General features: G+C 68.0%; 26 protein-coding genes. 10 read left to right on the forward strand and 16 right to left on the reverse strand.

The window, feature by feature from the left end; genetic code table 11:
- Positions 1-243: 243 nt before the first annotated feature.
- Complete coding sequence (locus ON27_RS02730) at positions 244-1,062, forward strand: alpha/beta fold hydrolase (protein ID WP_043718794.1); 819 nt, start codon at positions 244-246, stop codon at positions 1,060-1,062.
- Between the two features lie 109 nt (positions 1,063-1,171).
- On the opposite strand, the gene ON27_RS02735 is transcribed toward ON27_RS02730, so the two are convergent.
- Positions 1,172-1,543, reverse strand: coding sequence for a VOC family protein (locus ON27_RS02735; RefSeq protein WP_043718866.1), 372 nt, complete (start codon positions 1,541-1,543; stop codon positions 1,172-1,174).
- 105 nt (positions 1,544-1,648) lie between these two features.
- Here ON27_RS02735 and ON27_RS02740 point away from each other — a divergent pair, with 105 nt between their 5' ends.
- Positions 1,649-2,125 carry a MarR family winged helix-turn-helix transcriptional regulator gene (locus tag ON27_RS02740; RefSeq protein WP_083887346.1) on the forward strand — a complete coding sequence of 159 codons (477 nt, stop codon included), beginning with the start codon at positions 1,649-1,651 and terminating at the stop codon, positions 2,123-2,125.
- A gap of 94 nt (positions 2,126-2,219) precedes the next feature.
- Here the strand turns inward: ON27_RS02740 and ON27_RS02745 are convergent, their stop codons facing one another.
- From ON27_RS02745 to ON27_RS02765, 5 genes are all read right to left on the reverse strand, one after another.
- Positions 2,220-2,681, reverse strand: a complete 462-nt coding sequence (locus ON27_RS02745) for a YbhB/YbcL family Raf kinase inhibitor-like protein (protein ID WP_051046151.1) — start codon at positions 2,679-2,681, stop codon at positions 2,220-2,222.
- Between the two features lie 450 nt (positions 2,682-3,131).
- A complete protein-coding gene (locus ON27_RS02750) occupies positions 3,132-4,226 on the reverse strand; it encodes an NAD(P)H-dependent flavin oxidoreductase (protein ID WP_043718800.1) in 1,095 nt (364 codons plus the stop codon).
- Complete coding sequence (locus tag ON27_RS02755) at positions 4,223-4,981, reverse strand: CoA-transferase subunit beta (protein WP_043718807.1); 759 nt, start codon at positions 4,979-4,981, stop codon at positions 4,223-4,225. Before ON27_RS02755 ends, ON27_RS02750 begins: the two co-directional genes overlap by 4 nt.
- Positions 4,978-5,856 carry a CoA transferase subunit A gene (locus tag ON27_RS02760; RefSeq protein ID WP_218002951.1) on the reverse strand — a complete coding sequence of 293 codons (879 nt, stop codon included), beginning with the start codon at positions 5,854-5,856 and terminating at the stop codon, positions 4,978-4,980. The genes ON27_RS02755 and ON27_RS02760 overlap by 4 nt, the downstream gene beginning before the upstream one ends.
- An 80-nt stretch (positions 5,857-5,936) precedes the next feature.
- Complete coding sequence (locus tag ON27_RS02765) at positions 5,937-6,701, reverse strand: enoyl-CoA hydratase family protein (protein WP_039794869.1); 765 nt, start codon at positions 6,699-6,701, stop codon at positions 5,937-5,939.
- Between the two features lie 62 nt (positions 6,702-6,763).
- Here ON27_RS02765 and ON27_RS02770 point away from each other — a divergent pair, with 62 nt between their 5' ends.
- The 3 genes from ON27_RS02770 (at position 6,764) to ON27_RS42655 (ending at position 10,051) form a co-directional block, all read left to right on the forward strand.
- Entirely contained in the window at positions 6,764-7,546 is a 783-nt protein-coding gene (locus tag ON27_RS02770; RefSeq protein ID WP_043718809.1) for an SDR family oxidoreductase, read from the forward strand.
- A gap of 324 nt (positions 7,547-7,870) precedes the next feature.
- Positions 7,871-8,782: an SDR family oxidoreductase gene (locus ON27_RS02775; RefSeq protein ID WP_043718811.1), complete on the forward strand. Its 912-nt coding sequence runs from the start codon at positions 7,871-7,873 to the stop codon at positions 8,780-8,782.
- A 927-nt stretch (positions 8,783-9,709) separates the two neighbouring features.
- The gene (locus tag ON27_RS42655) at positions 9,710-10,051 is read left to right on the forward strand and encodes a hypothetical protein (protein WP_051046153.1); all 342 of its coding nucleotides are present in this window, start codon (positions 9,710-9,712) and stop codon (positions 10,049-10,051) included.
- A 541-nt stretch (positions 10,052-10,592) separates the two neighbouring features.
- Here ON27_RS42655 and ON27_RS02785 read toward each other — a convergent pair.
- Together ON27_RS02785 and ON27_RS02790 are read right to left on the reverse strand one after the other, a co-directional pair.
- Positions 10,593-11,009: a helix-turn-helix domain-containing protein gene (locus ON27_RS02785; RefSeq protein WP_043718813.1), complete on the reverse strand. Its 417-nt coding sequence runs from the start codon at positions 11,007-11,009 to the stop codon at positions 10,593-10,595.
- A gap of 359 nt (positions 11,010-11,368) precedes the next feature.
- Positions 11,369-12,532, reverse strand: coding sequence for a steroid 3-ketoacyl-CoA thiolase (locus tag ON27_RS02790; RefSeq protein WP_043718819.1), 1,164 nt, complete (start codon positions 12,530-12,532; stop codon positions 11,369-11,371).
- A gap of 102 nt (positions 12,533-12,634) precedes the next feature.
- Here ON27_RS02790 and ON27_RS02795 point away from each other — a divergent pair, with 102 nt between their 5' ends.
- Positions 12,635-13,936, forward strand: a complete 1,302-nt coding sequence (locus tag ON27_RS02795) for a cytochrome P450 (protein ID WP_051046154.1) — start codon at positions 12,635-12,637, stop codon at positions 13,934-13,936.
- Positions 13,937-13,989: 53 nt separating this feature from the next.
- Here the strand turns inward: ON27_RS02795 and ON27_RS02800 are convergent, their stop codons facing one another.
- The 5 genes from ON27_RS02800 to ON27_RS02820 are packed head-to-tail and all read right to left on the reverse strand — an operon-like array spanning position 13,990 to position 18,452.
- Positions 13,990-14,409: a nuclear transport factor 2 family protein gene (locus ON27_RS02800; protein ID WP_043718821.1), complete on the reverse strand. Its 420-nt coding sequence runs from the start codon at positions 14,407-14,409 to the stop codon at positions 13,990-13,992.
- A gap of 28 nt (positions 14,410-14,437) precedes the next feature.
- A complete protein-coding gene (locus ON27_RS02805) occupies positions 14,438-15,322 on the reverse strand; it encodes a TIGR03619 family F420-dependent LLM class oxidoreductase (protein WP_043718876.1) in 885 nt (294 codons plus the stop codon).
- Positions 15,323-15,327: 5 nt separating this feature from the next.
- On the reverse strand, positions 15,328-16,494 hold the full coding sequence (locus ON27_RS02810; RefSeq protein ID WP_043718822.1) for a thiolase family protein: 1,167 nt from the start codon (positions 16,492-16,494) through the stop codon (positions 15,328-15,330).
- A complete protein-coding gene (locus ON27_RS02815; RefSeq protein WP_043718829.1) occupies positions 16,491-17,519 on the reverse strand; it encodes a thiolase family protein in 1,029 nt (342 codons plus the stop codon). The genes ON27_RS02810 and ON27_RS02815 overlap by 4 nt, the downstream gene beginning before the upstream one ends.
- Positions 17,520-17,531: 12 nt before the next feature.
- Entirely contained in the window at positions 17,532-18,452 is a 921-nt protein-coding gene (locus ON27_RS02820) for a Zn-ribbon domain-containing OB-fold protein (RefSeq protein WP_051046155.1), read from the reverse strand.
- A 159-nt stretch (positions 18,453-18,611) separates the two neighbouring features.
- Between ON27_RS02820 and ON27_RS02825 the strand changes: the two genes are divergently transcribed.
- Together ON27_RS02825 and ON27_RS02830 are read left to right on the forward strand one after the other, a co-directional pair.
- The gene (locus ON27_RS02825) at positions 18,612-19,649 is read left to right on the forward strand and encodes an LLM class F420-dependent oxidoreductase (protein WP_043718835.1); all 1,038 of its coding nucleotides are present in this window, start codon (positions 18,612-18,614) and stop codon (positions 19,647-19,649) included.
- Positions 19,650-19,689: 40 nt separating this feature from the next.
- On the forward strand, positions 19,690-21,228 hold the full coding sequence (locus ON27_RS02830; protein ID WP_245559761.1) for an acyl-CoA synthetase: 1,539 nt from the start codon (positions 19,690-19,692) through the stop codon (positions 21,226-21,228).
- Positions 21,229-21,434: 206 nt separating this feature from the next.
- Here the strand turns inward: ON27_RS02830 and ON27_RS02835 are convergent, their stop codons facing one another.
- Entirely contained in the window at positions 21,435-22,436 is a 1,002-nt protein-coding gene (locus tag ON27_RS02835) for a sigma-70 family RNA polymerase sigma factor (RefSeq protein ID WP_043718840.1), read from the reverse strand.
- 180 nt (positions 22,437-22,616) lie between these two features.
- Between ON27_RS02835 and ON27_RS02840 the strand changes: the two genes are divergently transcribed.
- Positions 22,617-23,036 carry a VOC family protein gene (locus tag ON27_RS02840; protein ID WP_043718843.1) on the forward strand — a complete coding sequence of 140 codons (420 nt, stop codon included), beginning with the start codon at positions 22,617-22,619 and terminating at the stop codon, positions 23,034-23,036.
- Positions 23,037-23,112: 76 nt separating this feature from the next.
- Here the strand turns inward: ON27_RS02840 and ON27_RS02845 are convergent, their stop codons facing one another.
- On the reverse strand, positions 23,113-23,895 hold the full coding sequence (locus ON27_RS02845) for a crotonase/enoyl-CoA hydratase family protein (protein WP_043718846.1): 783 nt from the start codon (positions 23,893-23,895) through the stop codon (positions 23,113-23,115).
- A gap of 60 nt (positions 23,896-23,955) precedes the next feature.
- Between ON27_RS02845 and ON27_RS02850 the strand changes: the two genes are divergently transcribed.
- Positions 23,956-25,605, forward strand: a complete 1,650-nt coding sequence (locus ON27_RS02850; RefSeq protein ID WP_043718849.1) for an acyl-CoA synthetase — start codon at positions 23,956-23,958, stop codon at positions 25,603-25,605.
- Positions 25,606-25,671: 66 nt separating this feature from the next.
- Here the strand turns inward: ON27_RS02850 and ON27_RS44260 are convergent, their stop codons facing one another.
- The gene (locus ON27_RS44260) at positions 25,672-25,821 is read right to left on the reverse strand and encodes a hypothetical protein (RefSeq protein WP_218002952.1); all 150 of its coding nucleotides are present in this window, start codon (positions 25,819-25,821) and stop codon (positions 25,672-25,674) included.
- Between the last annotated feature and the right edge of the window lie 342 nt (positions 25,822-26,163).

A 26,163-nucleotide genomic window follows, 5' to 3' on the forward strand; every position in this document is an offset into this window, starting at 1 on the left:
AGTCCTGCGTGGACTTCGGTCAGCGGAGCGATGCCCCGGATTCTGGATCATTCTGGGGCATCGGCTGCGCGCGGGGTGGGCGACATGAATCTCGACTCCCGCCGAGGTGGGTCCGCCGGTCCGGTGGCGTTCTGCGGGCCGATCGCGGCGAAATTCCGGCCTGTGACCAGCGCGAACGCCTTGTCAGTGGTGGTGTCAGTCAGGTGTCAGCTCGGTGTCAGCCGGTCTGGCGACAGTATTCACATGAACAGCGCAGCCAACATGCACAGCACAGCGAGCGACGAGACCTGGACCGGCATGGTGCCGGTGGACGACACGGCCCTGGCCGTGACCGACACCGGCGGGCCGGGCCGCCCCATCGTCTATCTGAACGGCGCCTACGCCAGCCAGCGGCCCTGGCGGCCCGTGATCGCCGAACTCGGCGGCGACTACCGGCACATCACGTTCGACGGGCGGGCTCGCGGCAAGTCGAAGCGGTCGGCGGATTACTCCTTCGAGGCAGCCTTGCGAGATGTCGATGCCGTCCTCGCGGCGAGGGGCGTGGAACGGCCGTTGCTGGTGGGCTGGTCCTACGGCGGCATCCTCGCGTGGCACTGGGCCGACCGGAACCCGGACCGCGTCCTCGGGGTGGTGACCGTGGACTCCGCGCCGTACGGATTGACCGGCGAGGAGGGGCGTGAGCGGATCCGCAAGCTGTTCCACCGGATGCGGTTCGTGCTGCCGCTGGCGCGCCCGTTCGGCTTGGCCGCGCGGATGACCGCCGCTGAGCACGCCGAGGTCGGCATTGATGCCAACGAGGTCGCCGCCGCCAGTGTGCCGGTCCTCGAGCGCCTGACCTGCCCGGTGCGGTTCGTCCTGGCTACCGGTAACAGCCTCGGGAGCGAGGACGGGGAGATGGAACAGTTGCGGCTTTCACTCGATCCGGTCTTCGCCGCGAACCCGAACGTGGAGCTGAGCGCGAAGGTCGCGAGCAATCACTCCCACATCCTGCGCAAGGACTTCCGAGCCGTCGCCCAAGCCGTACGCAAGACCGCGGCCGCCCACGCGCAGCGAGTTCATTGAGCTGAGGACCGATGGGCCGACGCGGCGTTTCTCGGGGCCACGACATACGTCGAACCGCTTTGAGTAGTCCGGCCACAACGCCTTCGCGGTAGGTGGCGCGGGAGTGCGTTCACGGCGCAGCGGTGAACAACTCGTAACTGTGTCCGTTGGGGTCGCGGACGTAGACGCCTCGTCCTCCGCCGAGGTGATTGATCTGCCGGTCCCAGCCGTTTTCCGGGCCGGACCCATAGTCGACATCGGCCCAGTCGGTCAGGCGCCGCAACACCGCGTCGAAAATGCCATCGTCGACCAGGAACGCGTAGTGGCCCGGTTCGACCTGTCCGCGTTCGTCGAAGTCGAAGGTCAGGTCGTCGTTGACCTGCACCGGCGTGAACGGCCCGGCTGGCGCGGCGACCTCCAGACCGAACAACTCGGCGAAGAAGTTCGCCGCCGCCTCTTTGTCTGCCGCAGGCACGATCGTGTGATTCAGGACGATGGGCACCGCTGTCTCCACTCAATATGCGTGCGATACGCATGCAAATATATATGCGCATCGCACATATTGTCGAGCCGTGCGATCAGCCGAGTCCTGGTAGGTTGACTGGCCGTGAACCGCTCCAGCGCCGACATACCGGAGGCGGACGGCGGACCCGCACTGTTCCGACTGGTCCGCTTCTGGTCACGCCGCTGGGTCAACCAGGCGCTGACCGGCGTACCGGCGGAATCGGCTGGCGATCAGCGCCAAGTCCAGTACGTCCAAGTCATCGAAGCGGTCGCGGCCGCGCTGCACACCGCCGAGGAGGCGACCGTCACCACCGTCGCCACGCAACTCGGCCTCGACCACTCGGGAGCCAGCCGCATGGTCCGCGACGCCGTTGCGGCGGGCTACCTCGCCCGCGCCGAGTCCGCACACGACCGCCGCCGGGTGGTCCTCCGCCTCACCGATGCCGGTCACCAACTTCTCACCGCATCCCGTGACTGGCAGCGCCGCTGCTTCGACCACCTCACCGCCACCTGGGACGAACCCGACCGCCGCCGATTCGCCGCCTACCTGCAACGCCTGGCCGACGAAGCGACCTTCTGAACGTCCGGTCATCTCGGCGTAATCGGGGATCCCGGCGGATATCCGGGTGCGCAATGAGCACGACGGTAGGTATGGCCGGGAATCAGGGCTCGCGCTAGTCGGCGGTACAGGTGCCGATCAGTTGTCCGTCTCCGAGGCTCGCAGCGACGATCGCGGATCTCGCGTCGTTCGCGGGGGTCTCCGCGTTCACGGGCACGGTGTCCGAGAGCGCGTACACGATGAACCGGTAGTGGTGGACGCCGGTACCGGCTGGTGGGCACGGGCCGAAGTATTCGGCTCGGTTGGCGCTGTTCAGGCTGACCACTCCGCCCGCCGGTGTTTGCCCCTCCTCGGTGGAGGTGGTGGTCGGCGGGATATTGCTGACGACCCAGTGGGTGAACAGGCCGCTGGGAGCGTCGGGGTCGTCCACGATGAGTGCGAAGTTGGTGGCTGTGGGTGGGGCGGTCCAGGTCAGGGGCGGTGGCTGGTTCCTGCCGTTGCAGGTGTAGACGGTCGGGATCGGATCGCCATGGTTGAAAGCGGTACTACGCACCGAGATCTCGGTCTTCGCGGGCATCGCGGCCTCCGCTCGGGTCGAGGGACAGTGGTCGAGTCCAACGATTCGCCTGTCTCGGTCCTGCGGACGAGCCCGGCGCGCGACGGCGGCGGATACCAGGCGAACCCGGTATGTCGTTATCAGCCCAGCGTAAGCCGACGAAGTCCGGGCAACCAGGCTCGGCCCGAGAACGCGCCGTGACCGGCGGGGGCGTCCGGGGCTACCGCCCGGTGTAGCACTTCCCGATGCTGCGGGTGCTGCGGGTGCTGCGGGTGCTGCGGGTGCTGCCGGTGCCGCAGATGCAGCCGATGCCGCCGGTGCCGCGGTGCCGCTGATGCCGTCGATGCCGCTGCGATGCCGATACGATGCCGATGGGGTTGACGGCGGCCGCCTATCGCGGCCGCCATCCCTCAGTCGCTTCCCGTCGCTGCCCAGTCGCTCCCGTCGCCGTTCAGTCGCTCCTGTCGCTGCTCAGTCCGCTCCCGCGGCCGCCGACGACTTCTGCCCGGTAAGCGCCGCGATCGTCTCGATCCGCGCCACCGCGTCGGTGACGATCCGCTCGATCAGCTCCCTGCACGTGGGCAGGTCGTCGATGATGCCCGTGACCTGTCCCGCGGCGAGCACGCCCGCCTCGGTGTTGCCCTCGACCAGTCCGGCGCGCAGCAGCATCGGCGTGTTCGCGGCCATCACGACCTGGGACCAGCTGAGATCTTTGGCTTTTCGCATGGCGAGGCCGTCGCGGACCATGGTGGACCACTTCATGCCCGTCATGCTCTTGAACCGGGCGGCGTTGCCGACCGCGGCGGCGAGGCCGCGCCAGCGGCCCGAATGCTCCAGCCGCTGCACCAGTTCGGTGTTCAGCACACGGTGCGGCATGCCGTCGACCTTGAGCGACACCACCGTGTCCTGCAGCTGCCGCCGCAGGTACTCCTGCTTGACGGCGTCGGGAACGGTGCTCTCCTGGGTGAGCAGGAACCGGGTGCCCATCGCGACGCCCGCCGCGCCGTAGGCCAGGGCGGCGGCCAGGCCACGCCCGTCGAAGAACCCGCCCGCCGCGACCACGGGAATGTCCACCGCGTCCAGCACGGAGGGCAGCAGCAGGGTCGTGGCCACCGGGCCGGTGTGCCCGCCGCCCTCGCCGCCCTGCACGATCACCGCGTCCGCGCCCCAGGACGCGACTTTGACCGCGTGCTTGGCCGCGCCGATGGACGGGATCACCACTACGCCGGCGTCTTTCAACTTGGCGATCAGGTCCTGCCTCGGCGCGAGCGCGAACGACGCGACCGCCACCTTCTCCCGGATCAGCAGATCGATCCGCTCCGGGGCATCGGCGGCGTCGGCGCGGATGTTCACGCCGAAAGGTTTCGCGGTGTGCGCTTTGGTTTTCGCGATGGCCGCTTCCAGTTCCGCGAAAGTCATCGTGGCCGAAGCGAGAATGCCGAGGCCGCCCGCCTCGGCGGTGGCCGACACCAAGCTCGGGCCCGCGACCCAACCCATACCGGTTTGCACGATCGGGTGTTCGATGCCGACCAGATCGGTCAGCGCGGTGCGCAGGCGCGGGCTCATGACGGGACCTCGGTTTCGCGAATCTTCTTGGGATCGAGCACCTCCCGGATCAGCCGCAGCTCCTCGGGGGTGGGCTGCCGCGTCGCACCCGCCTCGGCGAGACCGGCGATCTCGAACGACGTGTTCTCGGCGACCTCCTCGGCGGTGACGCCGGGATGCAGACTACGGGCGCGCATGGTGTGGCCCGGGCCTTCGAAGTCGAAGACGCCCAGGTTGGTCACCACGCGATGCAGGTGGTGGAAGCGGTAGGCGGGGTTCGCGGAGTCCACTTTGTCGTATCCCACCCCGGAGACGATGTCGACACCGTCGGTGAACACGCGCTTCGTGTGCCGCGCGACCCAGTAGCTGGTGGCGTGGTTGATCGTGTTGCCCGGCGCGCCACGCACACCGAACATCTGCCGGGTCGGCTGCTGCAACGGGCCGAACGCCGAGAGGTTCTGGTTGCCGAACCGGTCGATCTGATTTGCCCCCATCACCACGTGCCGCCGCCCGGAGGCCACCACGTCGAAGACCTTCCGGAACGGAATCCAGCCTTCGATCGGCGCTTTGCCACCCAGTGGGGGAGTCTCGGCGAGCAGCAGCGCCTCGCCGTCGGACAGCAGCAGGTCCGGCTCGGTGGTGAGCTTGGCCAGGCGCGCGCCGATGATCGACATCGGCGACATCGGGCTGGCCATGATCTCGCCCGCGCCGCTGAAGATCTCCGCGCAGGCGACCGCGCAGATCTCGGCGCGGGTGATCGTTTCGGTGCTGGTCATCGCGCCTCCTCGGCGAATCGGCGGACGGCGGCCTGGTACTGCTCCTCGGAGCCGGCCAGGTAGGTGTCGACGAACTGCTGCCACATCTGCGGCGTCTTCGCCGCTGCCACGTAATGCTTCTGGAACTTCTCGTCGCGGCCGTAGTCGTCGCCGGCCAGGGTGAAGTGCGCGCCGTTGGGGGCCTCGACCACGCCGTCCACCATCATGCGGTTGAGCAATAGTGCCTGCAGGGGAACGGTTTTCACCAGCTGGTCGGTCTCCACCACCCGCTCGACGGAGACGTAGCGGCGCTGCGCCGCCAGGCAGAACAGGTCATCGAAGTACGGGTCGACGCCGGTGTAGGCGGCGTTGCCGTGCGCGTCGCCGAGGTTCAGGTGCACCAGCGCCGCGTCGAGATTCAGGGCGGGCATGGCGATCAGCGTCTCGGGCGCGCCGTCGACGGGGTAGGGCGATTCGATCGTCTTCAGCTCGCCTTCCCAGAAGTTCGGCACGTCGGAGCCGAGACCGGCGCGGATCGGCAGGAAAGGCAGTCGCGCCGCGGCCGCTTCCAGCCCGCATTTGAGCATTCCCTCGTCCATCTCGCGGGCCGTCAGTGCGCCCGAGGTACGCGCGTGGGCGAACCACGGGTCGTAGAACGGCGCCGAATCCAGCGAAACGAAGCCGTAGTACGCCTTGCGCACCTTGCCCGCCGAGCACAGCAGTCCGAGGTCGGGTCCGCCGTAGCTGACGACGGTCAGGTCTGTGATGTCCGAACGCAGGATGGCCCGCACCAGCGCCATCGGCTTGCGCCGCGACCCCCAGCCGCCGATGCCGATGGTCATCCCGCTGCGCAGCTCGCCGACGACCTCGTCGAGCGACATCCGCTTGTCTCGCATGGGTATTCCTCTCCTGTTGACGGCGCTTTCGGGGCCCTGCGTGGTCTCGCGTGCTCCGGGCCCGTCGTTCGCGCCGCGTCTCACTGCCCGCTTTTGCGCGCCGCGAGGTCGTCGTCGAACCGGGCGCGGATCTCGTCGGCGACGCCGGCGAGGTTGAGTTCGAAGGTGAAGCCCTGCTCGTACCGGTAGCTGCGGTGCACGTCCTGCACGTCGATGCCGTTCAAGGCCCGCTTGGCCGCCCGGATCACCCGGCCGTCCTTGGCCGCGATGTTCTTGGCCAGCTCCAAGGCGGCGGCGTCCAGCTCGGCGCGCGGCACCACCTGGTAGACCGAGCCGTAGTGGTGCAACTGCTGTGCGGTGATGGTGCTCGCGGTATAGAACAGCGCGCGCATCAGGTGCTGGGGTACCAGCCGTGCGAGGTGCGTCGCCGCGCCGAGCGCACCGCGGTCGACCTCGGGCAGCCCGAAGGTGGCGTCGTCGGAGGCAATCACGACGTCCGCGTTGCCCACCAACCCGATACCGCCGCCCAGGCAGAAGCCCTGCACCACGGCGATCACCGGCACCTGGCACTCGTACACCGCAGCGAACGCCTCGAAGCAGCCGTGGTTGGCGTCGATCAGCGCCTGGTGGCCGGGCTTGCTCTGGATCTCCTTGATGTCCACGCCCGCGTTGAACCCGCGGTTCTCCGCGCGTAGCACCACCACCTTGGTGTCGGGATCGCGGCCCGCCGCGCGCACTTCGTCGGCGATGGCGAACCAGCCGTCGGTAGGGATGGCGTTGACCGGCGGATAGTCCACCGTGACCACGCTGATGCCGGTCGATTCGGAGTGGCGGTTGATCCCCATGGCAAGTCCCGTCCTGTGTGAACGCATTGGCAAAGCAAGCAGTTGCTTGGTAGGTTAGCACGGTGGCACTCGAAATCGATCTGGCCGGGCGCGTCGTTCTGGTGACGGGCGGCGTTCGCGGCGTCGGCGCGGGCGTGAGCAAGGCGTTCCTCGCCGCGGGCGCGACCGTCGTGGCGTGCGCGCGGCGACCCGCCGACGCGCCGGTCGAAGTCGACGGACGCGCGATCGACTACCTGCCCTGCGACGTCCGGGACGAGAACGCGGTGCGCGCGCTGATCGACACGATCACCGAGCGTCACGGCCGTCTCGACCATCTGGTCAACAACGCGGGCGGCGCTCCTTTCGCGCTCGCCGCCGACGCGAGCAAGAACTTCCACGCCAAGATCGTCGAGCTGAACCTGCTCGCTCCGCTACTGCTGGCGCAGGCCGCCAACGCGGTGATGCAGCGGCAGGACGAGGGCGGCTCGATCGTGAACGTCTCCAGCGTCAGCGGGCACCGCCCGTCGCCGGGGACCGCGGCCTACGGCGCGGCCAAGGCGGGGATGGACAGTCTCACCGGCTCGCTCGCCGTCGAGTGGGCGCCGAAAGTGCGGGTCAACTCGCTGGTGGTCGGCCCGGTGGACACCGAGTTGAGCCGACTGCACTACGGCGACCAAGACGGCGTCGACGCGGTGGGCCGGACCATTCCGCTGGGCCGCATGGCCCGCCCCGAGGATGTCGGCCGCTGTGCGGTGTTCCTGGCCTCGCCGCTGGCCGCCTACGTAAGCGGCGCGACGCTGCTGGTGCACGGCGGTGGTGAGCGGCCCGCCTTCCTCGCCGCCTCCACCGCCGACCAGCCGTCCTGAACACACCGGACGGGGAGAAGCACAAGGCATGAGCGGTTCGGCGCGGCGGAGAGGTGACCATGGAGAGCCGCGCTCGTATCGAATGGGGACGCCGGGCAAGAGCGATCAGACCCGAAGGCGGCCGTGGAGCGTGACCACGGAGGTCATGGGTCAGGTCGGAAGGGACGCCGGGCATGAGCGGTCGCGCCCGGGGACCGCAGCGGAGCGTGACCATGGAGACCACCGCTCAGGTCAGAAGGGCACACCGGGCATGAGCGGTCGCGCCCGGGGTGGCAGCGGAGCGTGACCACGGAGGCCACCGCTCGTATCGGAAAGGGACACAGTATGGACACCGAGCAGATCTGCGCCGGACGCGTCGTCATCGTGACCGGCGCCGGCCGGGGCATCGGCCGGGCGCACGCCCGAGCCTTCGCCGCGGCGGGCGCCCGCGTGGTGGTCAACGACATCGGTTCGACGCTCGACGGCGCGGCCACCGCGGAAACGCCTGCCGCGCAGGTGGTCGCGGAGATCGAGGCGCTCGGCGGCCAGGCCGTGGCCAACGGCGACGACGTCGCCGACTGGGCAGGCGCCCGCAACCTCGTCCGCCAGGCCGTCGACACCTTCGGCAGGCTGGACGTGCTGGTCAACAACGCCGGTTTCGTGCGCGACCGGATGCTGGTCAACCTCAGCGAGGACGAGTGGGACGCGGTGGTCCGCGTGCACTTGAAGGGCCACTTCGCCACCATGCGGCACGCGATCGAATACTGGCGTGCGGAAGCCAAAGCGGGCCGCCCGGTCGACGGCCGGATCATCAACACCAGCTCCGGCGCCGGTCTGCAGGGCAGCGTCGGCCAGGGCAATTACGGCGCGGCCAAGGCGGGCATCGCGGGGCTGACGCTGACCGCCGCCGCCGAGTTCGCCCGCTACGGCGTGACGGTGAACGCGATCGCCCCGTCCGCGCGCACCAGGATGACCGAGACGGTGTTCGCGGACATGATGGCCAAACCGGAGAACGGCTTCGACGCGATGGCCCCGGAGAACGTTTCTCCGCTGGTGGTGTGGCTGGGCAGCCCGCAATCGGCGGCGGTGACGGGGCGGGTGTTCGAGGTCGAGGGCGGCAAGGTGGCGCTGGCCGACGGGTGGCGGCACGGGGTGGCCGTCGATCGCGGCGCGCGCTGGGATCCGGCCGAACTCGGACCCGTGGTCGCCGATCTGATCGCCAAGGCCGCTCCGCCGGAGCCGGTCTACGGCGCCTGATTCGCCTCGCCCGTTCTGGGGCGCATTCCCCGACCGGGGTTTAGTATGGGCACCCACCTGTTGGGAAAGTCCCGTGTGAGAGTGGCGACCGGGCACAGAACTGCGCTTCGACTGATGAGGGGAAGGCTCGGCGCATGGCGGGAGGTCGCGCATTCCAAGTGCCGGCGGCAGCCCGCGCTGTCGCGCGCTCGGCGCTGCTCGGCCGCGTTGGGGTGCGCGGTTCGCCCTCCTCGACAGTGACGAGTTGGGCCTCCGCCGCCGCGCAACCTCCCCGCCCCTCGCGCGCAGACCCCGCTCCGCCGCCCTACGACAGTGGCGATCCCCGGCACCCGCTGACCATGTCGGGGCAGCACTCGAAGATCAGCGCGGCCCCGGCCTGTGCGACCGCCGAAACATGTTCGACCACAAAGAATTTGGCGGCTGCGAGCTCCGATGCCGGTTCGTCCGGATCGGATGTGGTCCCCAGCTCCGGTTCGGCTGATCGCTCGATGGTGCTCGGCTCTGGTTCGGCTGGGGCTGGGGTCGTGCTCGGTTCCGGTTCGGCTGGGGCTGGGGTCGTGCTCGGTTCTGGTTCGGCTGGGGCTGGGGTCGTGCTCGGTTCCGGTTCGGCTGGGGCTGGGGTCGTGCTCGGTTCCGGTTCGGCCGGTCGCGGGCTGGAACTCGGTTCTGGTTCGCCTGTTCGCGCCGTCGCAGTCGGATCTGCGTCGCACGAGACGAGCTTCACCGCGTTGGGAACCAGCTCTGCCATCGTGCGCGGCGCCGGTTCCGCCGTGTCGGCTCTGCCGGTCTGGTTGGCTGCCGGCGCGTGGGTGGGGCGCGTGCTGGTCGAGTTCGCGACCACGGCATGGGCCGCCATCGTCGCATGTCTGTTCGCGGTCGCGGTCACGCTGACCTGGCCGCGCGCCTTCAGGGCGGCTGTTCGGGGCCGTGGGATGCGCTTTCGTCGTCACCGGTCTGCGCGATGTGGACTGGACCGCGATCGGCCGCGACATCGTGCTCTACACGGCGGGAATGCTTCTGGCCGCGGGCCAGATCCGGCGCACGCCACGCGATTCGCCTGGAAATCCACTATCGGCGTTCGCCGTCGCCGAGGGCGACTCGAGCGTGGCCCGTCGGGAGTTCACGAGCCTGGTCATCGCCTGCGGTGTGGACCGTGGTGAAACGTCAGGTGCGCGCACAGGTCCCGCTGCCCCGCTGCACCAGGTCACGATCGGTCGCTTCCCCGAAGTAGTGGCGCGCGAACAATCTGGATTCTGCACGCAGTCCTAAGCTTCCGACCGGGTCGCGCAGCATCGATGGGTTGTGTCTGTGGTCAGGCAAGGGACTCGTACTGCCGGAACTCGCACAGCCGCCCACCTCGGTGCCGGACCGGGCCGATCGGGTCGCGCGGTGGGCGCGCGATCCCACGGGGATGTTCACGGTGGATTGCTCCGCCCGAAGGCATTAGTCCTCGGGGATCGGTTCCGGCCATCGCACAGGCCTATCGGGCCACTGAGGTGGGGACCCCGCGCGAAATTGAGCAGCTTCGCGCGAATACGATCAATCCGACGCAATAGCGGGACTGATCGGACTTATCGGACAGACCGGTTGGATCGGCTGTCTCGTGTGGTCTGAACGTAGACCGCTCTATCGAACTGAAAGCGGTTATGCGGGCGAGTGATCCGCACCACAACGAAGACCGGCGCGTGTGCGCGCCCGTAATTATCGGGGCACGCACACGCGCCGGTAGTGTGCTGCGCGCACATTTGCACGTGCATAACACAGCACAGTGCGACCCGGTGGGTCGCACTGTGCTGCCGTGCGGTAGAACCTATTCGGTACCGTCCGGAGGAATTTCGGGCAAGCCTTCGCTGGCCCGCAACTTCTCCGCCATGGACGTGAGCAGGTTCTGTGATTCTTCGGACAAGTCGAACGCTCTACTCGACGGCCGCCGCAGTCCGTAGCCCTGCAGCTGGGACAGCAGCTCCAGATCGTGATCGATCTTGGCGGCATAGATGTCGTTGAAGAAGTAGTCCGGCTTGACCTTGAAGAACTTCGCCAGGGCGGCCACCGTCTCATCCGACGGGTTCGTCCGTTGTCCCGACCGCAACTGCGACAGGTACGGTTTCGAGATCGGATGTCCGGAGGCCGTCAGCGCCGCCGCAACCTCCGCGTTGGTGTGCGGCTTACGCCCCGGGGGATGCACGGTTTCGAACAGCTTGTTCAGCCGCGCCGCGAAATCAGCCATTGTGAGCCGCCCAATTCCCTTCGCTGTACTAACAGTCGTTATCTCGGATACGTATCATTGATATTAGCGGCTCAGTAACTGAAAACCTACGCCTGATTCCGGATTTCCTTGAAGCTTCTAGGTCGGATGGCGGCGAAGGCACTGGGACGGTCGCGTTTGCGGGTCACGCCAAGGCCTCTCGAGAAGCCGCAGTACGAACCGGTTCTGGCCCGTCGCTGCGGTCTCGGCGCAAGGGATCTTGATAGCCCCAAGATAGCTGACGTCTCATGGACTCGACGGTACATGAGTTTGTGTGGCGTACGACACGTTTGTGCCCCTGGGGGATGAACGTTCAACCAACGCGTACGGAATGGTTGAAGTCACAAACGTTCGATGATGGTTCCTGTCGCCAGTGCGCCACCGGCGCACATGAGAACCATTGCGGTGGAGCGATCGGAGCGCTCGAGTTCGTGCAAAGCCGTTGTGATGAGGCGCGATCCGGTGGAGCCGACCGGATGCCCGAGGGCGATGGCGCCGCCGTTGACATTGACCCGGTCCATGTCCGGCTGATGGATGGAGGCCCAGGAGAGCGCGACCGAGGCGAACGCCTCGTTGATCTCGAACAGGTCGATGTCCCCGATGCTCATGCCGGACCGCTCCAGCAGCCTGCTGCACGCCTGCACCGGGCCGTCGAGGTGGAACTCGGGCTCGGCGCCGACCACCGCCTGGGTGACGATCCGCGCCCGCGGCCGCAAACCGGCCCGCTGAGCGGCCTTTTCGTCCATCAGCAGCACCGCGGCCGCGCCGTCGGAGATCTGCGAGGACGACCCCGCGGTGTGCACGCCGCCTTCCAGTACGGGCTTCAACTTCGCCAGGCCCTCCACGGTGGTCTCGCGCAGGCCCTGGTCGCGTGACACGTCGAGCTTCTCGCCGGTGAGATTGCCCTCTTTGTCGACCGCGGGCGCGGTGACGGTGAGCACTTCGCGATCGAATCGGCCCTCCGCCCACGCCTGTCCCGCCAAGCGCTGCGAGCGCGCGCCGAACGCGTCCACGTCCGCGCGAGTGATGCCGCGCCGCTTGGCGATTCGCTCGGCCGCCTCGAACTGGTTGGGCAGGTCGATGTTCCACGACGCGGGCCTGCGCGGCCCGGCGTGCTCACCCACGTTGGCGCCGAGGGGAACCCGGCTCATCGCCTCCACGCCGCAAGCCATGCCGATCTCGATGGCGTCGGCCGCGATCAGCCCTGCGATCAGATGGTTGGCCTGCTGGGCCGAGCCGCACTGGGTGTCGATCGTGGTGGCGCCGACCTGCCACGGCAGGCCGGCGTGCAGCCACGCGACCCGGGTGACGTTGTTGGACTGCTCGCCCGCCTGTGTGACGCAGCCGCCGATGACCTGTTCGACCTGTGCGGGGTCCAGGTGTGCGCGCTCGAGCAGTCCGCGCTGGGCCGCGCCGAGCAGTTCAGCCGCGTGCAGGCCCGCCAGCCAGCCGCCGCGCTTGCCGATCGGGGTTCGTGCGGCCTCGACGATCACGGGTGTGCCCATGTCCAACCTCTCGTTAAGGGACAGAAAACTGAAACGCGTTCATAGCACTTGTCGGGGGCGGATCTGTCCGGTTTCTTTCCTCATACTCGCGCCTGTGCTTCAATGATTATAGAACGTGTTTCAGTTTGTCGAAGGAGACATCTGGTGGTAGACACTCGGAATGCCCGGCCGAATCTTCCGGACGGGTTCGACGTCACGGACCCGGACATCTACGCCGAGCGTGTTCCGGTCGAGGAGTTCGCCGAACTGCGCCGGACCGCGCCGATCTGGTGGAATCCGCAGTCGCCCGACGTCAGCGGCTTCCACGACGACGGCTTCTGGGTGGTCAGCAAGCACGTCGACGTCAAGGAGGTCTCGCGGCGCAGCGACGTGTTCTCCAGCTACGAGAACACCGCCATCCCGCGATTCAACGACGACATCGCCCGCGAGCAGATCGAGCTGCAGCGGATCGTCCTGCTCAACATGGACGCGCCCGAGCACACCAAGCTGCGCAAGATCATCTCCCGCGGGTTCACCCCCCGCGCCATCAACGGCCTGCGCGCGGAGCTGTCCGCCCGTGCCGAATCGATCGTGAAGGCGGCGGCCGAAGCCGGCTCCGGGGACTTCGTCACCCAGATCGCCTGCGAACTGCCGCTGCAGGCCATCGCCGAGCTGATCGGCGTCCCGCAGGAGGACCGGATGAAGGTCTTCACCTGGTCCAACGACATGACCGGCTACGACGACCCGGAGAGCACCGCCGACCCGGTCGCGGCCTCCGCCGAGATCCTGGGTTACGCCTATCAGATGGCGGCCTCCCGCAAACAGTGCCCGGCCGACGACATCGTGACCACGCTGATCGAGGCCGACGTCGACGGTGACAAGCTCAGCGAGGAGGAGTTCGGCTTCTTCGTGATCATGCTCGCCGTCGCGGGCAACGAGACCACCCGCAACGCCATCTCGCACGGCATGATGGCGTTCCTGGAGAATCCGGACCAGTGGGAGCTGTTCAAGAAGGAACGCCCCGCCACGGCCGCCGACGAGATCATCCGGTGGGCCACGCCGGTCACCTCGTTCCAGAGGACCGCGCTGGAGGACACCGAGCTCGGCGGTGTGCGGATCAAGAAGGGCGATCGGGTGGTCATGCTGTACCGCTCGGCCAACTTCGACGAGGAGGTCTTCGACCACCCGGAGAAGTTCGACATCATGCGCAAGGACAACCCGCACCTGGCCTTCGGCGGCACCGGCGCGCACTTCTGCATCGGGGCGAACCTGGCCCGGCTGGAGATCGACCTGATTTTCAACGCCATCGCCGACCATCTGCCCGACATCACGAAGATCGCCGACGCGAAGCGCCTGCGTTCGGGCTGGCTCAACGGGATCAAGGAGTTCCCGGTCGACTACAAGACCTGCCCGGTCGCACACTGAGACACGAAAGGGCTCTCGCACCGCGGTGCGAGAGCCCCTTTTCGTAGGCCCGCTCAGTCGACCGGTCGCGCGGTCTTCATGGCGCGATCGACCTCCCAGAACGCGCGCAGCGCGGTGATCTTGCCCGCGTCGTCCACACGGTAGGTGAACACGCCGTCGGCGTCGATCCGGTGACCGCCGATGGTGCTGCGGATGGTGCCGGTGAAGGCGACCTCGTTGCCGCACGCGAAGGAGTCGCCGAACAGGAACTCGATCAGGTCGGTCTTCGCGATCGCCTTGTCCCAGAACGCGGCGATGGCCTCCGTGCCGCGATGACCCTTGCCCTCCGGATCGAAGCCGGACGGGCCGATGGGGTCCTCCACGATGCCGTCCGCGGCGAACAGCGCGACCCAGGCCTGCTTGTCCCGCGCCTGCACGGCGGCCTGCGATGCCAGGCCGGCGACCCTGGCCGGATGCTCGGTGGTGGTGGTCATACGGCCTCCCTCGGCCAGCGGGTTTTCCTCACCGCGCGGCGAGAACTGGTTCGGCTATGTACTGCTGCGCGAACTTGCGCAGTGAGTCCTGTTTGGCGGACAGCTCGCCGTCGAACCCGATGCCGTCGGCCAGCCAGGGCACCACGATCGCGTCGGTGACGCCCGCGTCGGCGAGGTCCTGATAGCCGGACCGGCCGAACCGGTCGACGCACACCGCCTGGATCTCGAACGGCTCGTCGGCCCGGCCGAACTCGGCGCGCAGGGTGTCGAGCTTGCCGATGGTGCGCCGCAGTTCGTCGTAGGTCATCATGGCCGAGGTCCAGCCGTCGCCCACCCGTGCGGCGCGGCGCAGCGCCGCGTCGGTGTGCCCGCCGATGTAGAACGGCACCGGCGCGCTCGGCGCCGGGCTGATCTGCAACGGCTCGAAGTCGAAGAACTCGCCGTGGTACTCGACCATGCCGCCGGCCAGCACCAGTTTGATCACTTCGATCATCTCGTCCACCCGAGCGCCGCGGCGGGCGAACGGCACGCCGCACCACTCGAATTCCTCTGGCGCCCAGCCGATTCCGACACCGAACCCGAAGCGGTTGCCGGACAGGTTGGCCACCGAGCCGACCTGCCGGGCCAGCAGCAGCGGATTGCGCGAGCCCAGCTTGAGCACGTTGGTGTAGAAGCGGATGCGGCTGGTGACGGCCGCCATCGCGGTCGCGCCGATGAGCGGGTCGACCCACGGCGTGTCCGGTCCCCAGAACCGGCTGCCGTCGGCGGTGTAGGGGTACTTCGCCGACGCCGACTTCATGTAGAACAGCGAGTCCGGCAGCGCGATGGAGGCGTAGCCGCACTCCTCGGCGGTCTTGGCCAGCTCGGGCAGCTGGTCCAGTGGACTCAGCGCGATGCCGACGGTGAACTGCAGCGCGGTCACCGCCGCTCCGATCCGACAACCCACATCGAGAAGTATTGCGAACCGCCGCCGTACGCGTGGCCGAGCGCTTTGCGCGCGCCCTCGACCTGATAGTCCCCGGCCCGCTGCATGACTTGTTTGGCGGCCTCGGCGAACCGGATCAGCCCGGACGCGCCGATCGGATTGGACGACAGCACGCCACCGGACGGGTTGACCGGGAGGGTGCCGCCGATCTCGGTCTCGCCCTTGTCGGTGAGCTTCCAGCCGTCACCCTGCGGCACGAAACCGAGGTTCTCCAGCCACATCGGTTCGAACCAGGAGAACGGGACGTAGATCTCGGCCACGTCGATCTCCTCGAGCGGATTGGTGATGCCCGCCGCCTCCCACAGCGCCGCGGCCGCGTCCCGGCCCGCCTGCGGGTTGACCTGGTCGCGCCCGGCGTAGGTGGTCGGCTCGGTGCGCATCGCGGTGGCGTGCACCCAGGCGACCTTCCGGCCGGTGGCCTCCACCTCGGCCGCCGCGTCCGCGTCGCCGAGAACGATCGCGCACGCGCCGTCGGAGGAGGGGCAGGTCTCGTCGAAGCGAATCGGGTCCCACAGCATTTGGGAGGCCAGCACCGATTCCAGCGTGATATCGGGCTGCCGCAGGTGGGCCAGCGGGTTCTTGGCGCCGTTGCGGCGATCCTTCACCGCGACCATGGCGCCGATGTGGCCCGGTGCGTTGGAGCGCCGGATATAGGAGCGCACGTGCGGCGCGAAGTACCCGCCCGCGCCCGCGCCGACCGGCATGGTGAACGGCACCGGAATCGACAGTGCCCACATGGCGTTGGACTCCGACTGCTTTTCCCAGGCCACCGCGAGTACGCGCTTGTGCACGCCCGCCTGCACCAGGTTGGTCGCCACGATGCCGGTGGAGCCGCCCACCGATCCCGCGGTGTGCACGCGCAGCAGCGGCTTTCCTGTGGCGCCCAAGGCGTCGGCCATGAACAACTCGGGCATCATGACGCCCTCGAACAGGTCGGGCGCCTTGCCGACCACGACCGCGTCGATGTCGGCGATGGTGAGACCGGCGTCGGCGAGCGCGCGATCGATCGCCTCACGGCACATGCCCGCCATGGACACATCGGTCCGTTTCGTCACGTGATGGGTTTGTCCGGTGCCGAGCACCGCCGCTGGCAAGGTCATCGGGTCTCCAAAACGGTCACAAGGTTCTGCTGCAGGGCGGGGCCGCTGGTGGCATGGGCCAGCGCTCGATTCGCCGAGCCCGCGATGATCGCCTCGGCCGCGAAGCCGATGCGCTCGAGGCCCGCGGCGAACATCGGGTTGGCCGCGAGCGCGCCCCCGGACGGATTCACCTTCGTGCCGTTCTTCAGCCCGATCGCCTCGGCGAGGATCAACTGCTGGTGACTGAACGGGGCGTGCAGCTCGGCGACGTCGAAACCGCTGACGTCCCCGCCGGTGACCGCCTGGGCGGCGGCGGCCGTGGAGGGCGATACCGTCAGGTCACGGGCGCCGAGCACCGGAGTGTCGACCCGGTGCGCCATGCCGGTGATCCAGGCCGGACGCTCGCACAGTTCGCGGGCGCGGTCGCCCACGGCGAGCACGATGGCGGCCGCGCCGTCGGTGACCGGCGCGATATCGTGCGCGCGCAGCGGATCGGCGACATAGGGCTGGTCGAGCAGGCTGTCCACGTCGCCGTCACCGGCGGCCACGGCCGCCATGTCCCGCTCGGTCCAGCGGCCCGCGTCCAGACCGGCGCGCGCCTGCAAGCCCGCGATGGACCACGCGTCCGGCCACAGCGGCGCGACCAGGTACGGGTCCAATTGCATGGTGAGCAGCTGGCGCAGCGTGCCCGCGGAGGACTTGCCGAAGCCGTAGACCAGCGCTGTCGTGGCCTGCCCCGAGCGCAGTTTCACCCACGCCTCGTACAGCGCCCATGCCGCGTCCATCTCCACGTGCGACTCGTTGATCGGCGGCACCGCGCCGATGGCGTCGATCGCCGAGATGAACGAGAACGCGCGTCCGGCAAGGTAATCGGAGGAGCCCGAGCACCAGAAATCGATATCGGCCTTGGTGATGCCGAGTCGGTCGTAGAGCTGCTGGAAGCAGGGCACCAGCATCTCGACACCGTTGGTGGTGCCGAAGGTCTCCGGCACGTGCGGCGCGTGGGCGAACCCCACGACCGCGATGTCGGTGGCGTTGTCAGTCAACGTGCGCCTCTCTCAGAGGTGATGCTTGTAGGTCTCGTAGTCGGCGTCGGGCTCACCGGTGGGGCGGAAATGGTCCACGTTCTCCAGGCCGTAGCCCCACTCCTCGCGCGGCTTCCACACCGCCTCCACCCGCATGCCCATGCGCACCTCGCTCGCGTCGCAGCCGAGCACCAGGTGCAGCACCGGAATGTCGGCGCCGTCGAGCAGCACGTACGCCGCGACGTACGGCGGCTTGATCCGCTGCCCGAGGAACGGCACGTTGACGATGCAGAAGGTGGTCACCGTGCCGCGGTCGGACAGCTCGATGAACTCGTCGGTCGGCCTGCCGTCGGTCGGGTTCGCGCCGCGCGGCGGGAAGTACACCTTGCCCGCGGCGTCCGTGCGCGCGCCGATCAGTTTGCCCTCGGCGAGTCCGCGCAGGTAGACGGTCTCCTGCGGGGACGCGGTGTGCTTGTAGGACATGTCGACCGGCGTGGTGATCACCGTGACCGGGTCGGCGGTCGCGGATTCCACCGGCTCGGCGGACTTCTCGCCCGGCTCGAAGCAGACGATGTCGCGAATGCTGCCCTCGGTCTGCTCGGCCCACCGCGCGGTCACCCGCAAGCCGGTGCTGATGTCCTCCGGCGCGGCGACGTCGACCGCGTGCAGCAGGGTGGTGTCCGCGCCGTCCAGCCGGATCAGCGCCCAGGCGAACGGGCGGTCGAACGGCTGGCCGGGCAGCGGCTCGCGCACCCAGGTCCACGATTCGACGGTGCCGGTGGCGGCGACGTCGACGAATTCGGTCAGCGGTTCGGCGGTGATCGGGTCGTATTCCGGTGGCGGCACGATCACCCGGCCGTCCGAGCCGCGCGCGCCGACGATCTCGCGGTCGCGCAACCGGTTCAGAAAAGTTCCGATGATGGGTCCGACGGAGCGGGTGTAATCGAAACGCATCCGTAGGGGCGCGCTGAGTACATCGGGCACGGCGGCTGTGTTCAATGCCGTGCCGCTACCACCAGCGATTGCCGTGGATGCAGTATTCCCCTGAGTCACGATATCGAGTAGAACAGGTTCTAACTCTGGTGGCAAGCAGTTGATCGAAAGGGGTCCGGCGTGAAGTTCGGATTGCAACTCGGGTATTGGATGGCCCAGCCGCCCGCCAACGCGGGGGAGCTGGTGGTGGCGGCCGAGGAAGCCGGATTCGATGCCGTGTTCGCCGCCGAATCCTGGGGGTCGGACGCTTTCGGCCCGCTCACCTGGTGGGGCTCGTCCACGCGGCGGGTCCGTCTCGGTACGTCGGTGGTGCAGATGTCGGCGCGCACGCCCGCCGCGACCGCCATGCACGCGCTCACCCTCGACCATCTCAGCGGCGGGCGCGCCGTGCTCGGCTTGGGCGTCTCGGGTCCGCAGGTGGTCGAAGGCTGGTACGGCCAGCCGTTCGCCAAGCCCTTGCAGCGCACCCGCGAGTACGTCGGGATCGTGCGCCAGGTGCTGGCGCGCCAGGCGCCGGTCACCAACGACGGCCCGCACTATCCACTGCCCTACACCGGGCCGGGGTCGATCGGCCTCGGTAAGCCGCTGAAGCCGATCGTGCATCCGCTACGTGCGGATTTGCCGATCTGGCTGGGTGCGGAGGGGCCGAAGAACGTCGCGCTCACCGCGGAGATCGCCGACGGCTGGCTGGCAATCTATTACGCGCCACGGCTGGCCGGGATGTACGACGACTGGCTCGACGAGGGGTTCGCGCGGGCCGGCGCGCGGCGCAGCAGGGACGATTTCGAGATCGCCGCGAGTTGCCAGGTGGTGATCACCGACGACCCGGCGAGCGAGCTGGAGCGGATGCGCTGGATCATGGCGCTCTACATCGGCGGCATGGGCGCGCCCGAGCTGAACTTCCACGCCCAGGTGTACCGGCGGATGGGGTACGACCGTGAGGTCGACGAGATCGGCCGGTTGTTCCAGTCGGGCAAGAAGGCCGAGGCGGCGGCGATGGTGCCGGACGAGCTGATCCTGGACACCGCGATCATCGGCGACGAGGAGCATGTCCGCAAGCAACTGCGGGTCTGGGAGGCCGCGGGCGTCACGATGATGCTGGTGTCGGTTCCCGATGTCGCGCAATTGCATCGGCTCGCACCCCTTGTCGAACAGTAGAACGCGTTCTAGATTCAATGCTGTGACGACGCAGGAGTCAGTGAGAATTCTCGGTCTGTGGAACATCGCCGAAGCCGAACCCGATCGGATCGCGATGGTCGATCCCTGGGGCCGGGAGGTGACGTATCGCGAATTGGCCACGCTCGCCAATCGGTACGCCACCGGCCTGCGCGGGCTCGGCCTGAAAACCGGTGACGTGCTGGTGAGCATGGTGCACAACTGCGTGGAGGCGATCGCGGCCTATTTCGCGGCCTACCAGTCCGGGTTGTACATCGTGGCGGTCAACTGGCATCTCACCGGTCCGGAGGTCGCCTACATCCTGGGTGACAGCGAGGCCAAGGCGTTCATCGCCAGCGATCGTTTCGCCGCCACCGCGAAGGCCGCCGCCGACGAAGCGGGACTGCCCGCGACGGCGCGCTTCGCGGTGGGCGAGATCGAGGGTTTCAAGTCGGTGGCCTGGCTCGGCGCCGCGGACACCGGTCGCCCGTCCGACCGCAGCACGGGCGCGCCGATGCTGTACACCTCGGGAACCACCGGACGGCCCAAGGGTGTCCGGCGGCCGCTGACGGGAGCCGACCCCGATGTGGTTCCGCCGCACACCACCGCGTTCTTCGGCCTGTTCGAACTCGCGCCCTACGACGACCACGTGCATATCTGCGGGTCGCCGCTCTACCACACAGCGGTGCTGAACTTCGCCACCATCTCGATCCAGTTGGGCCACAAGCTCGTTCTGATGGATCGCTGGGACGCCGAGGACATGCTGCGGTTGATCGACAAGCACCGGGTGACGCACAGCCACATGGTGCCCACCCAGTTCCACCGCCTGCTCGCGCTGCCGGAGGAGGTGCGCGCCAAGTACGACGTGTCCTCGCTGCGCAGCATGGTGCACGGCGCCGCGCCCTGCCCGCAGGAGACCAAGCGGCAGATGCTCGAGTGGTGGGGGCCGACGGTCACCGAGTACTACGCGGCCACCGAAGGCGGCGGCACGGTGATCAACGGCACCGATTGGTTGCGCAAGCCCGGCTCGGTCGGCAAGGCGTGGCCGTGGTCGGTGATCAAGGTGCTCAGCGAGGAAGACGGCTCCGAAGTCCCGGTCGGTGAGCCCGGCCTGGTCTACATGCGCATGGGCGCTTCGAGTTTCGAGTACCACCACGACAAGGCGAAGACCGAGGACTCGCGCGTCGGTGACCTGTTCACCGTCGGCGACATCGGGCACCTCGACGAGGACGGCTATCTCTACCTGCACGACCGCCGCTCGGACCTGATCCTGTCCGGCGGGGTGAACATCTACCCGGCGGAAGTCGAGAACGTTCTGATCACGCACCCGAAGGTCGCCGACGTAGCGGTTTTCGGCATCCCGCACCCGGATTGGGGCCAGGAGGTGAAGGCGGTCGTGCAGCCCGCCGACGGCTCGGCCGCGGGCGACGCGCTCACCGAAGAACTCCTCGCCTTCGCCGCCACGCAATTGGCGAAATACAAGATGCCCAAGTCGATCGACTATCTTCCCGAACTGCCGCGCGACCCCAACGGCAAGCTCTACAAGCGCAAACTCCGCGAGCGCTACATTCCGGCGACCTGATCGAGAGTCGAATGGTCGCCGGAAGTCGACCGACTACCGCCATTCGACTCCGCTCGACGCCTGAGACGCATAGTGGGACCACAGCCGGCCGACCGGGCTGGGACAGTGGGCGCTCGCCTGGCTGCGGGAGATGAGCCGGGTACAGCGGCCCGCTGTTCCGGCCTGGTCGACCGGCTGTAATTGCGTTGCGGGATCTGTTCTCGCCCTCAGTTGACCGGCTCGCGGAGTTCGGGGGCCAGGCCGAAGAGGGGAAAGAGTTTTTCGGTGTCGAGGAAGAAGTTCAGCCCGGCGATGGTGTCGCCGTCGAGCTCCAGCACCGTGATCGACCACGGCACCCACACGCCCGGCTCCTCGCTCGGCTTGTAATGGCCGAAAGCAGGCAAGCCGTTGGCGCCCTGCAGGCGGACCATTCGCGAATCCCGGCAAGCGCTTCCGTGCCCGAGCATGAACGCGGCCACGTTCTGCGGGCCGGAGACCCACAGCTCGATCGGCGGCATGGACAGCGCCACATCGGCTTTCAGCAGTGAGGTGAGCGTGTCCATGTCGTAGGCCTCGAACGCCTTGACGAAATCGTCCACCAGCTTGCGCTGATCTTCGTCGGTCTCGTCATAGGTGTCGGTGGCCGCGGGCTGGACCTTGGACATGGTGGCGCGCGCCCGTTGCAGCGCGCTGTTGACCGACGCGGGTGACATGGTGAGCGCCTCGGCGGTCTCGTTGGCGGAGAACCGCAGCACCTCGCGCATGATCAGGATCGCGCGCTGCGTGGCGGGCAGGTGCTGGCAGGCGGCGACGAAGGCCAGGCGCAGCGTGTCCTTGGCGCTGGCGTGCTCGGCCGGATCGGCGCCGAAGGCCAGCGCGTTCGGGATGGGCTCGATCCAGACGTAGTCCGGCTGGGGCGCGGGCAGCGGCGAATCCGGCCGCGACGGACCGGACAGATCCATCGGCCGGGCCCGGCGCTGCGGGCCGTCGAGCATGTCCAGGCAGACGTTCGTGGTGATCTTGTACAGCCAGGAGCGCAGGCTGGCGCGGCCCTCGAACGAGTCATAGGACTTCCACGCCCGGGTCAAGGTCTCCTGCACGGCGTCTTCCGCTTCGAAGGAGGAGCCGAGCATGCGGTAGGCATACGCGCACAGTTCCCGGCGATGGGTCTCGAACGCGGCCAGCACATCGGGAGCGAGGCCGGTAGGGGAGCCGGACGAGTCGTTCATGGGAGTCACCCTGCCACAGGCCACCGACACAAAACAGGTCCTGGAACTCGAGGGCTGCGCTGATCAAGATCGTTAAACCTGCCCGGCCTGTGGGACCTGTCACGGCCCGGCGCGATGAGTTCTCCGGGTGCGGACCGTCATATCCGGTGACACAACGGACTTGCTCGAGAGGAAGAGGCCATGAGCAGCAAGATGATCTTCATCAATCTCCCGGTCGCCGATCTGAACCGGTCGAAGGCGTTCTACGAAGCGCTGGGCTGGAAGGTCAACCAGGAGTTCACCGACGACAACGCCGCCTGCATCGTGGTCGACGACAACATCTGCCTGATGCTGCTCACCAAGGACTTCTTCACCACCTTCAGCAAGCGGCCGGTGGCCGACACCGCGGCGGCGATCAACGCCGCGTACGCGCTCGCGCTCGGCAGCGCCGAAGAGGTCGACAGCCTGACCGTCGCCGCGCTCGCCGCGGGCGCGACCGAAGAGGTCAACGAGGACAAGCGCGCGCAGGAGGCGCAGGTCGGCATGCACGGCCGCACCTTCATCGACCCGGACGGCCACCAGTGGGAGCCGTTCTGGATGGATTACCCGGGCGCGAACTGAGCCCGGCGAGGGGTCGCCCCCGATGCGCGCACCGACTCGGTGCGCGCATCGGGGGCGTAGGGCTCTCGTCGAATCTTCAGTTGCCGGTGAAAGAGGGCTTGCGCTTTTCCGCGAACGCCCGCGGGCCCTCCTTGGCGTCGGCCGAGCGGAATACCGACATCCCGAGCTTGGCGTCGATCTGGAAGGCGTCCTCCTCGGGCATGGCCTCGGTCTCCCGGATGGTGCGCAGGATCGCCCGCACCGCCAGCGGTCCGTTGGCGGCGATCTGCCCGGCGATCTCCAGCGCTTTGTCCAGTGCCGTGCCGTCCGGCACCACGTGCCCGATCAGGCCGATCTCCTTGGCTTCGGCCGCCGTGACGTGCCTGCCGGTGAGCAGGATCTCCGCGGCGACGGTGTAAGGGATCTGCCGGACCAGCCGCACCGCAGAACCGCCCAGCGGAAACAATCCCCACCGCGCTTCGGAGACGCCGAATTTCGCGCTCTCCCCGGCGACCCGGATGTCGGTGCCCTGCAGGATCTCGGTGCCGCCCGCGATGGCCGGGCCCTCGACCGCCGCGATCAGCGGCTTGGTCAGCCTGCGGCCCTTGAGCAGCGCCTCCAGCTTGGCCGGATTCCAGCCGCCGCCGTCGATGGTGTCGCCGGGGTGCTCGGAGGTCATGCCCTTGAGATCGGCGCCCGCGCAGAACGCGCCGCCCGCGCCGGTCAGGATCGCCACCCGGATGTCCGGATCCTCGTCCACCTGGTTCCAGGCATCCTTCATGATCGCCATCATCTCCCCGGACAGCGCGTTGCGCGCCTCCGGCCGGTTCATGGTGACGATGAGGACATGGTCGCGCTTCTCGACGAGGCAGTGCGGCATCGCTGATTCTCCTGACTTCGAGCCTTGTCAGAAACAGTAACACGTTCTATTTTTAAGGCTGTGAGCTACAACATAGCGGACCTTGTCGAACATGCCGTCGACCTGATGCCCGACCGCGTCGCGCTGGCCGACGACGGCCGCGAGGTCACCTACGCCCAGTTGGAGGAGCGGGCCAATAAACTCGCTCACTACCTGCAAGAACAGGGAGTACAGCCGGGCGACAAGGTGGGTATCTACTCACGGAACACGATCGAGGCCGTCGAGGCCATGGTCGCGATCTTCAAGGCGCGCGCCGTGATGATCAACGTGAACTTCCGATACATCGAGAACGAGTTGCAATACATTTTCGACAACTCGGACATGGTCGCGCTGATCCACGAGCGGCGCTACAGCGACAAGGTCGCTGCCGTCCGGCCGAAGACCCCGCAGCTGCGCACCGTCATCGTCGTCGACGACGATACGACCGGCACGATTCCCACCGCAGCGGATTCGGCGGATTACGAGACGGTGCTCGCGCAGTCCTCGGGCGAGCGCGATTTCGGCGAACGCTCCCCGGACGACCTGTACATGGTCTACACCGGCGGCACCACCGGCATGCCCAAGGGCGTGATGTGGCGTCAGGAGGACGTGTGGCGCGTGCTCGGCGCGGGCATCAACTTCATCACCGGCGAATACGTCCAGGACGAGTGGGAACTGGCCAAGGTCGGCGCGGGCAGCCCGGCGATGGTGCGGTTCCCGATTCCGCCGATGATCCACGGCGGCGCGCAGTGGGCCACGTTCCACAGCCTGTTCGGCGGCGGCAAGGCCGTGATGATCCCGGAGTTCTCCGGGCACGGCGTGTGGCGGGCCGTCGACAAGCACAAGATCAACCTGATCTTCATCACCGGTGACGCGATGGCGCGCCCGATGCTCGACGCGCTGATCGAGGGGAACCCGGAAACCGGTCAGCCCTATGACCTTTCCAGCCTCTACGTGATGGCCAGCAGCGCGGCGCTGTTCTCACCCGCGCTCAAGGACCAGTTCCTCGAACTGCTGCCCAACCGGATGATCTCCGATTCGATCGGCTCCTCGGAGACCGGTTTCGGCGGTATCTCCATCGTGGCCAAGGGCGCGACGCACACCGGAGGCCCCCGCGTGAAGATCGACGCCTCCACCGACGTGCTCGACGAGGACGGCAATCCGGTGCAGCCCGGCTCCGGGGCGGTCGGCATCCTGGCCCGGCGCGGGCACATCCCGCTCGGCTACTACAAGGACGAGGTGAAGACCGCGGCGACGTTCAAGGAGTTCAACGGGATTCGCTACGCCATTCCCGGTGACTTCGCCCGGGTCGAGGAGGACGGCACGGTCACCATGCTCGGCCGCGGGTCGGTCAGCATCAACAGCGGCGGCGAGAAGATCTATCCCGAGGAGGTCGAGGGCGCGCTCAAGACGCACCCCGAGATCTTCGACGCGCTCGTGGTCGGCATCGATGACGAGCGCTGGGGCCAGCGGGTGGTCGCCGTCGTGCAGTGCCGCGGTGCGGCCCGCCCCACCCTGGAGGAACTGCGCCCCATGCTCACCCAGGAGATCGCGCCGTACAAGCTGCCCCGCAGCCTGTGGTTCGTCGACGAGATCAAGCGCTCCCCGGCGGGCAAGCCCGACTACCGCTGGGCCAAGGAGCAGACCCAGGCCCGCCCGGCCGACGATCACGCCGAGGCGAGCGCGAAGTAACAGCTCTGCGCATGGTCGGCCGCCGCGCTCCGGCGGTGGCCGACCGCGCGGCCATTGTCGCGGATGTCAGCGCCGTCGTTCGGTCTGCCGTGGATGCCCGGTGCCGGCGAGTGTCAGGTACAGGATCCGGTCGGCGTCATCGATCGCGTACCAGATTCGGCCGCCGCCGGTGATCTCGTACTGCCACTGCTCCAATTCGACGCCGCCGAGCTTCACCGACTTCAGCTCGAGTTTCAGTCGATGCTGACGGGATGGATTCGCGGTGCTCCGAGGGTCGCTGGTGATATCGACCCATGCACGATCGAGGTTTCCGGGCGCCTGAGCGAGTAGCTCGGCCCACCTCGCGCGGCATGCAGGCTGTGTACGACGACGCGCCATGGATTGGGTCGCGGTACCTCGTCACCGCGGTGCAGCTTCATTCCACTGGTCCGGGGCGGGACACCTCGCTGAATTCGGCTGGGTCGAACGGCCCCGCCAATCGGCGTGCTAGTTCCGGTTGGGCGTAGATTTCGGCCGTACTCCGCCATGCCACCAGGTCACGGGCGAACGGGATGAACA

The organism is Nocardia asiatica NBRC 100129, from assembly GCF_000308415.1.
In the GTDB taxonomy this organism is placed as follows: domain Bacteria; phylum Actinomycetota; class Actinomycetes; order Mycobacteriales; family Mycobacteriaceae; genus Nocardia; species Nocardia asiatica.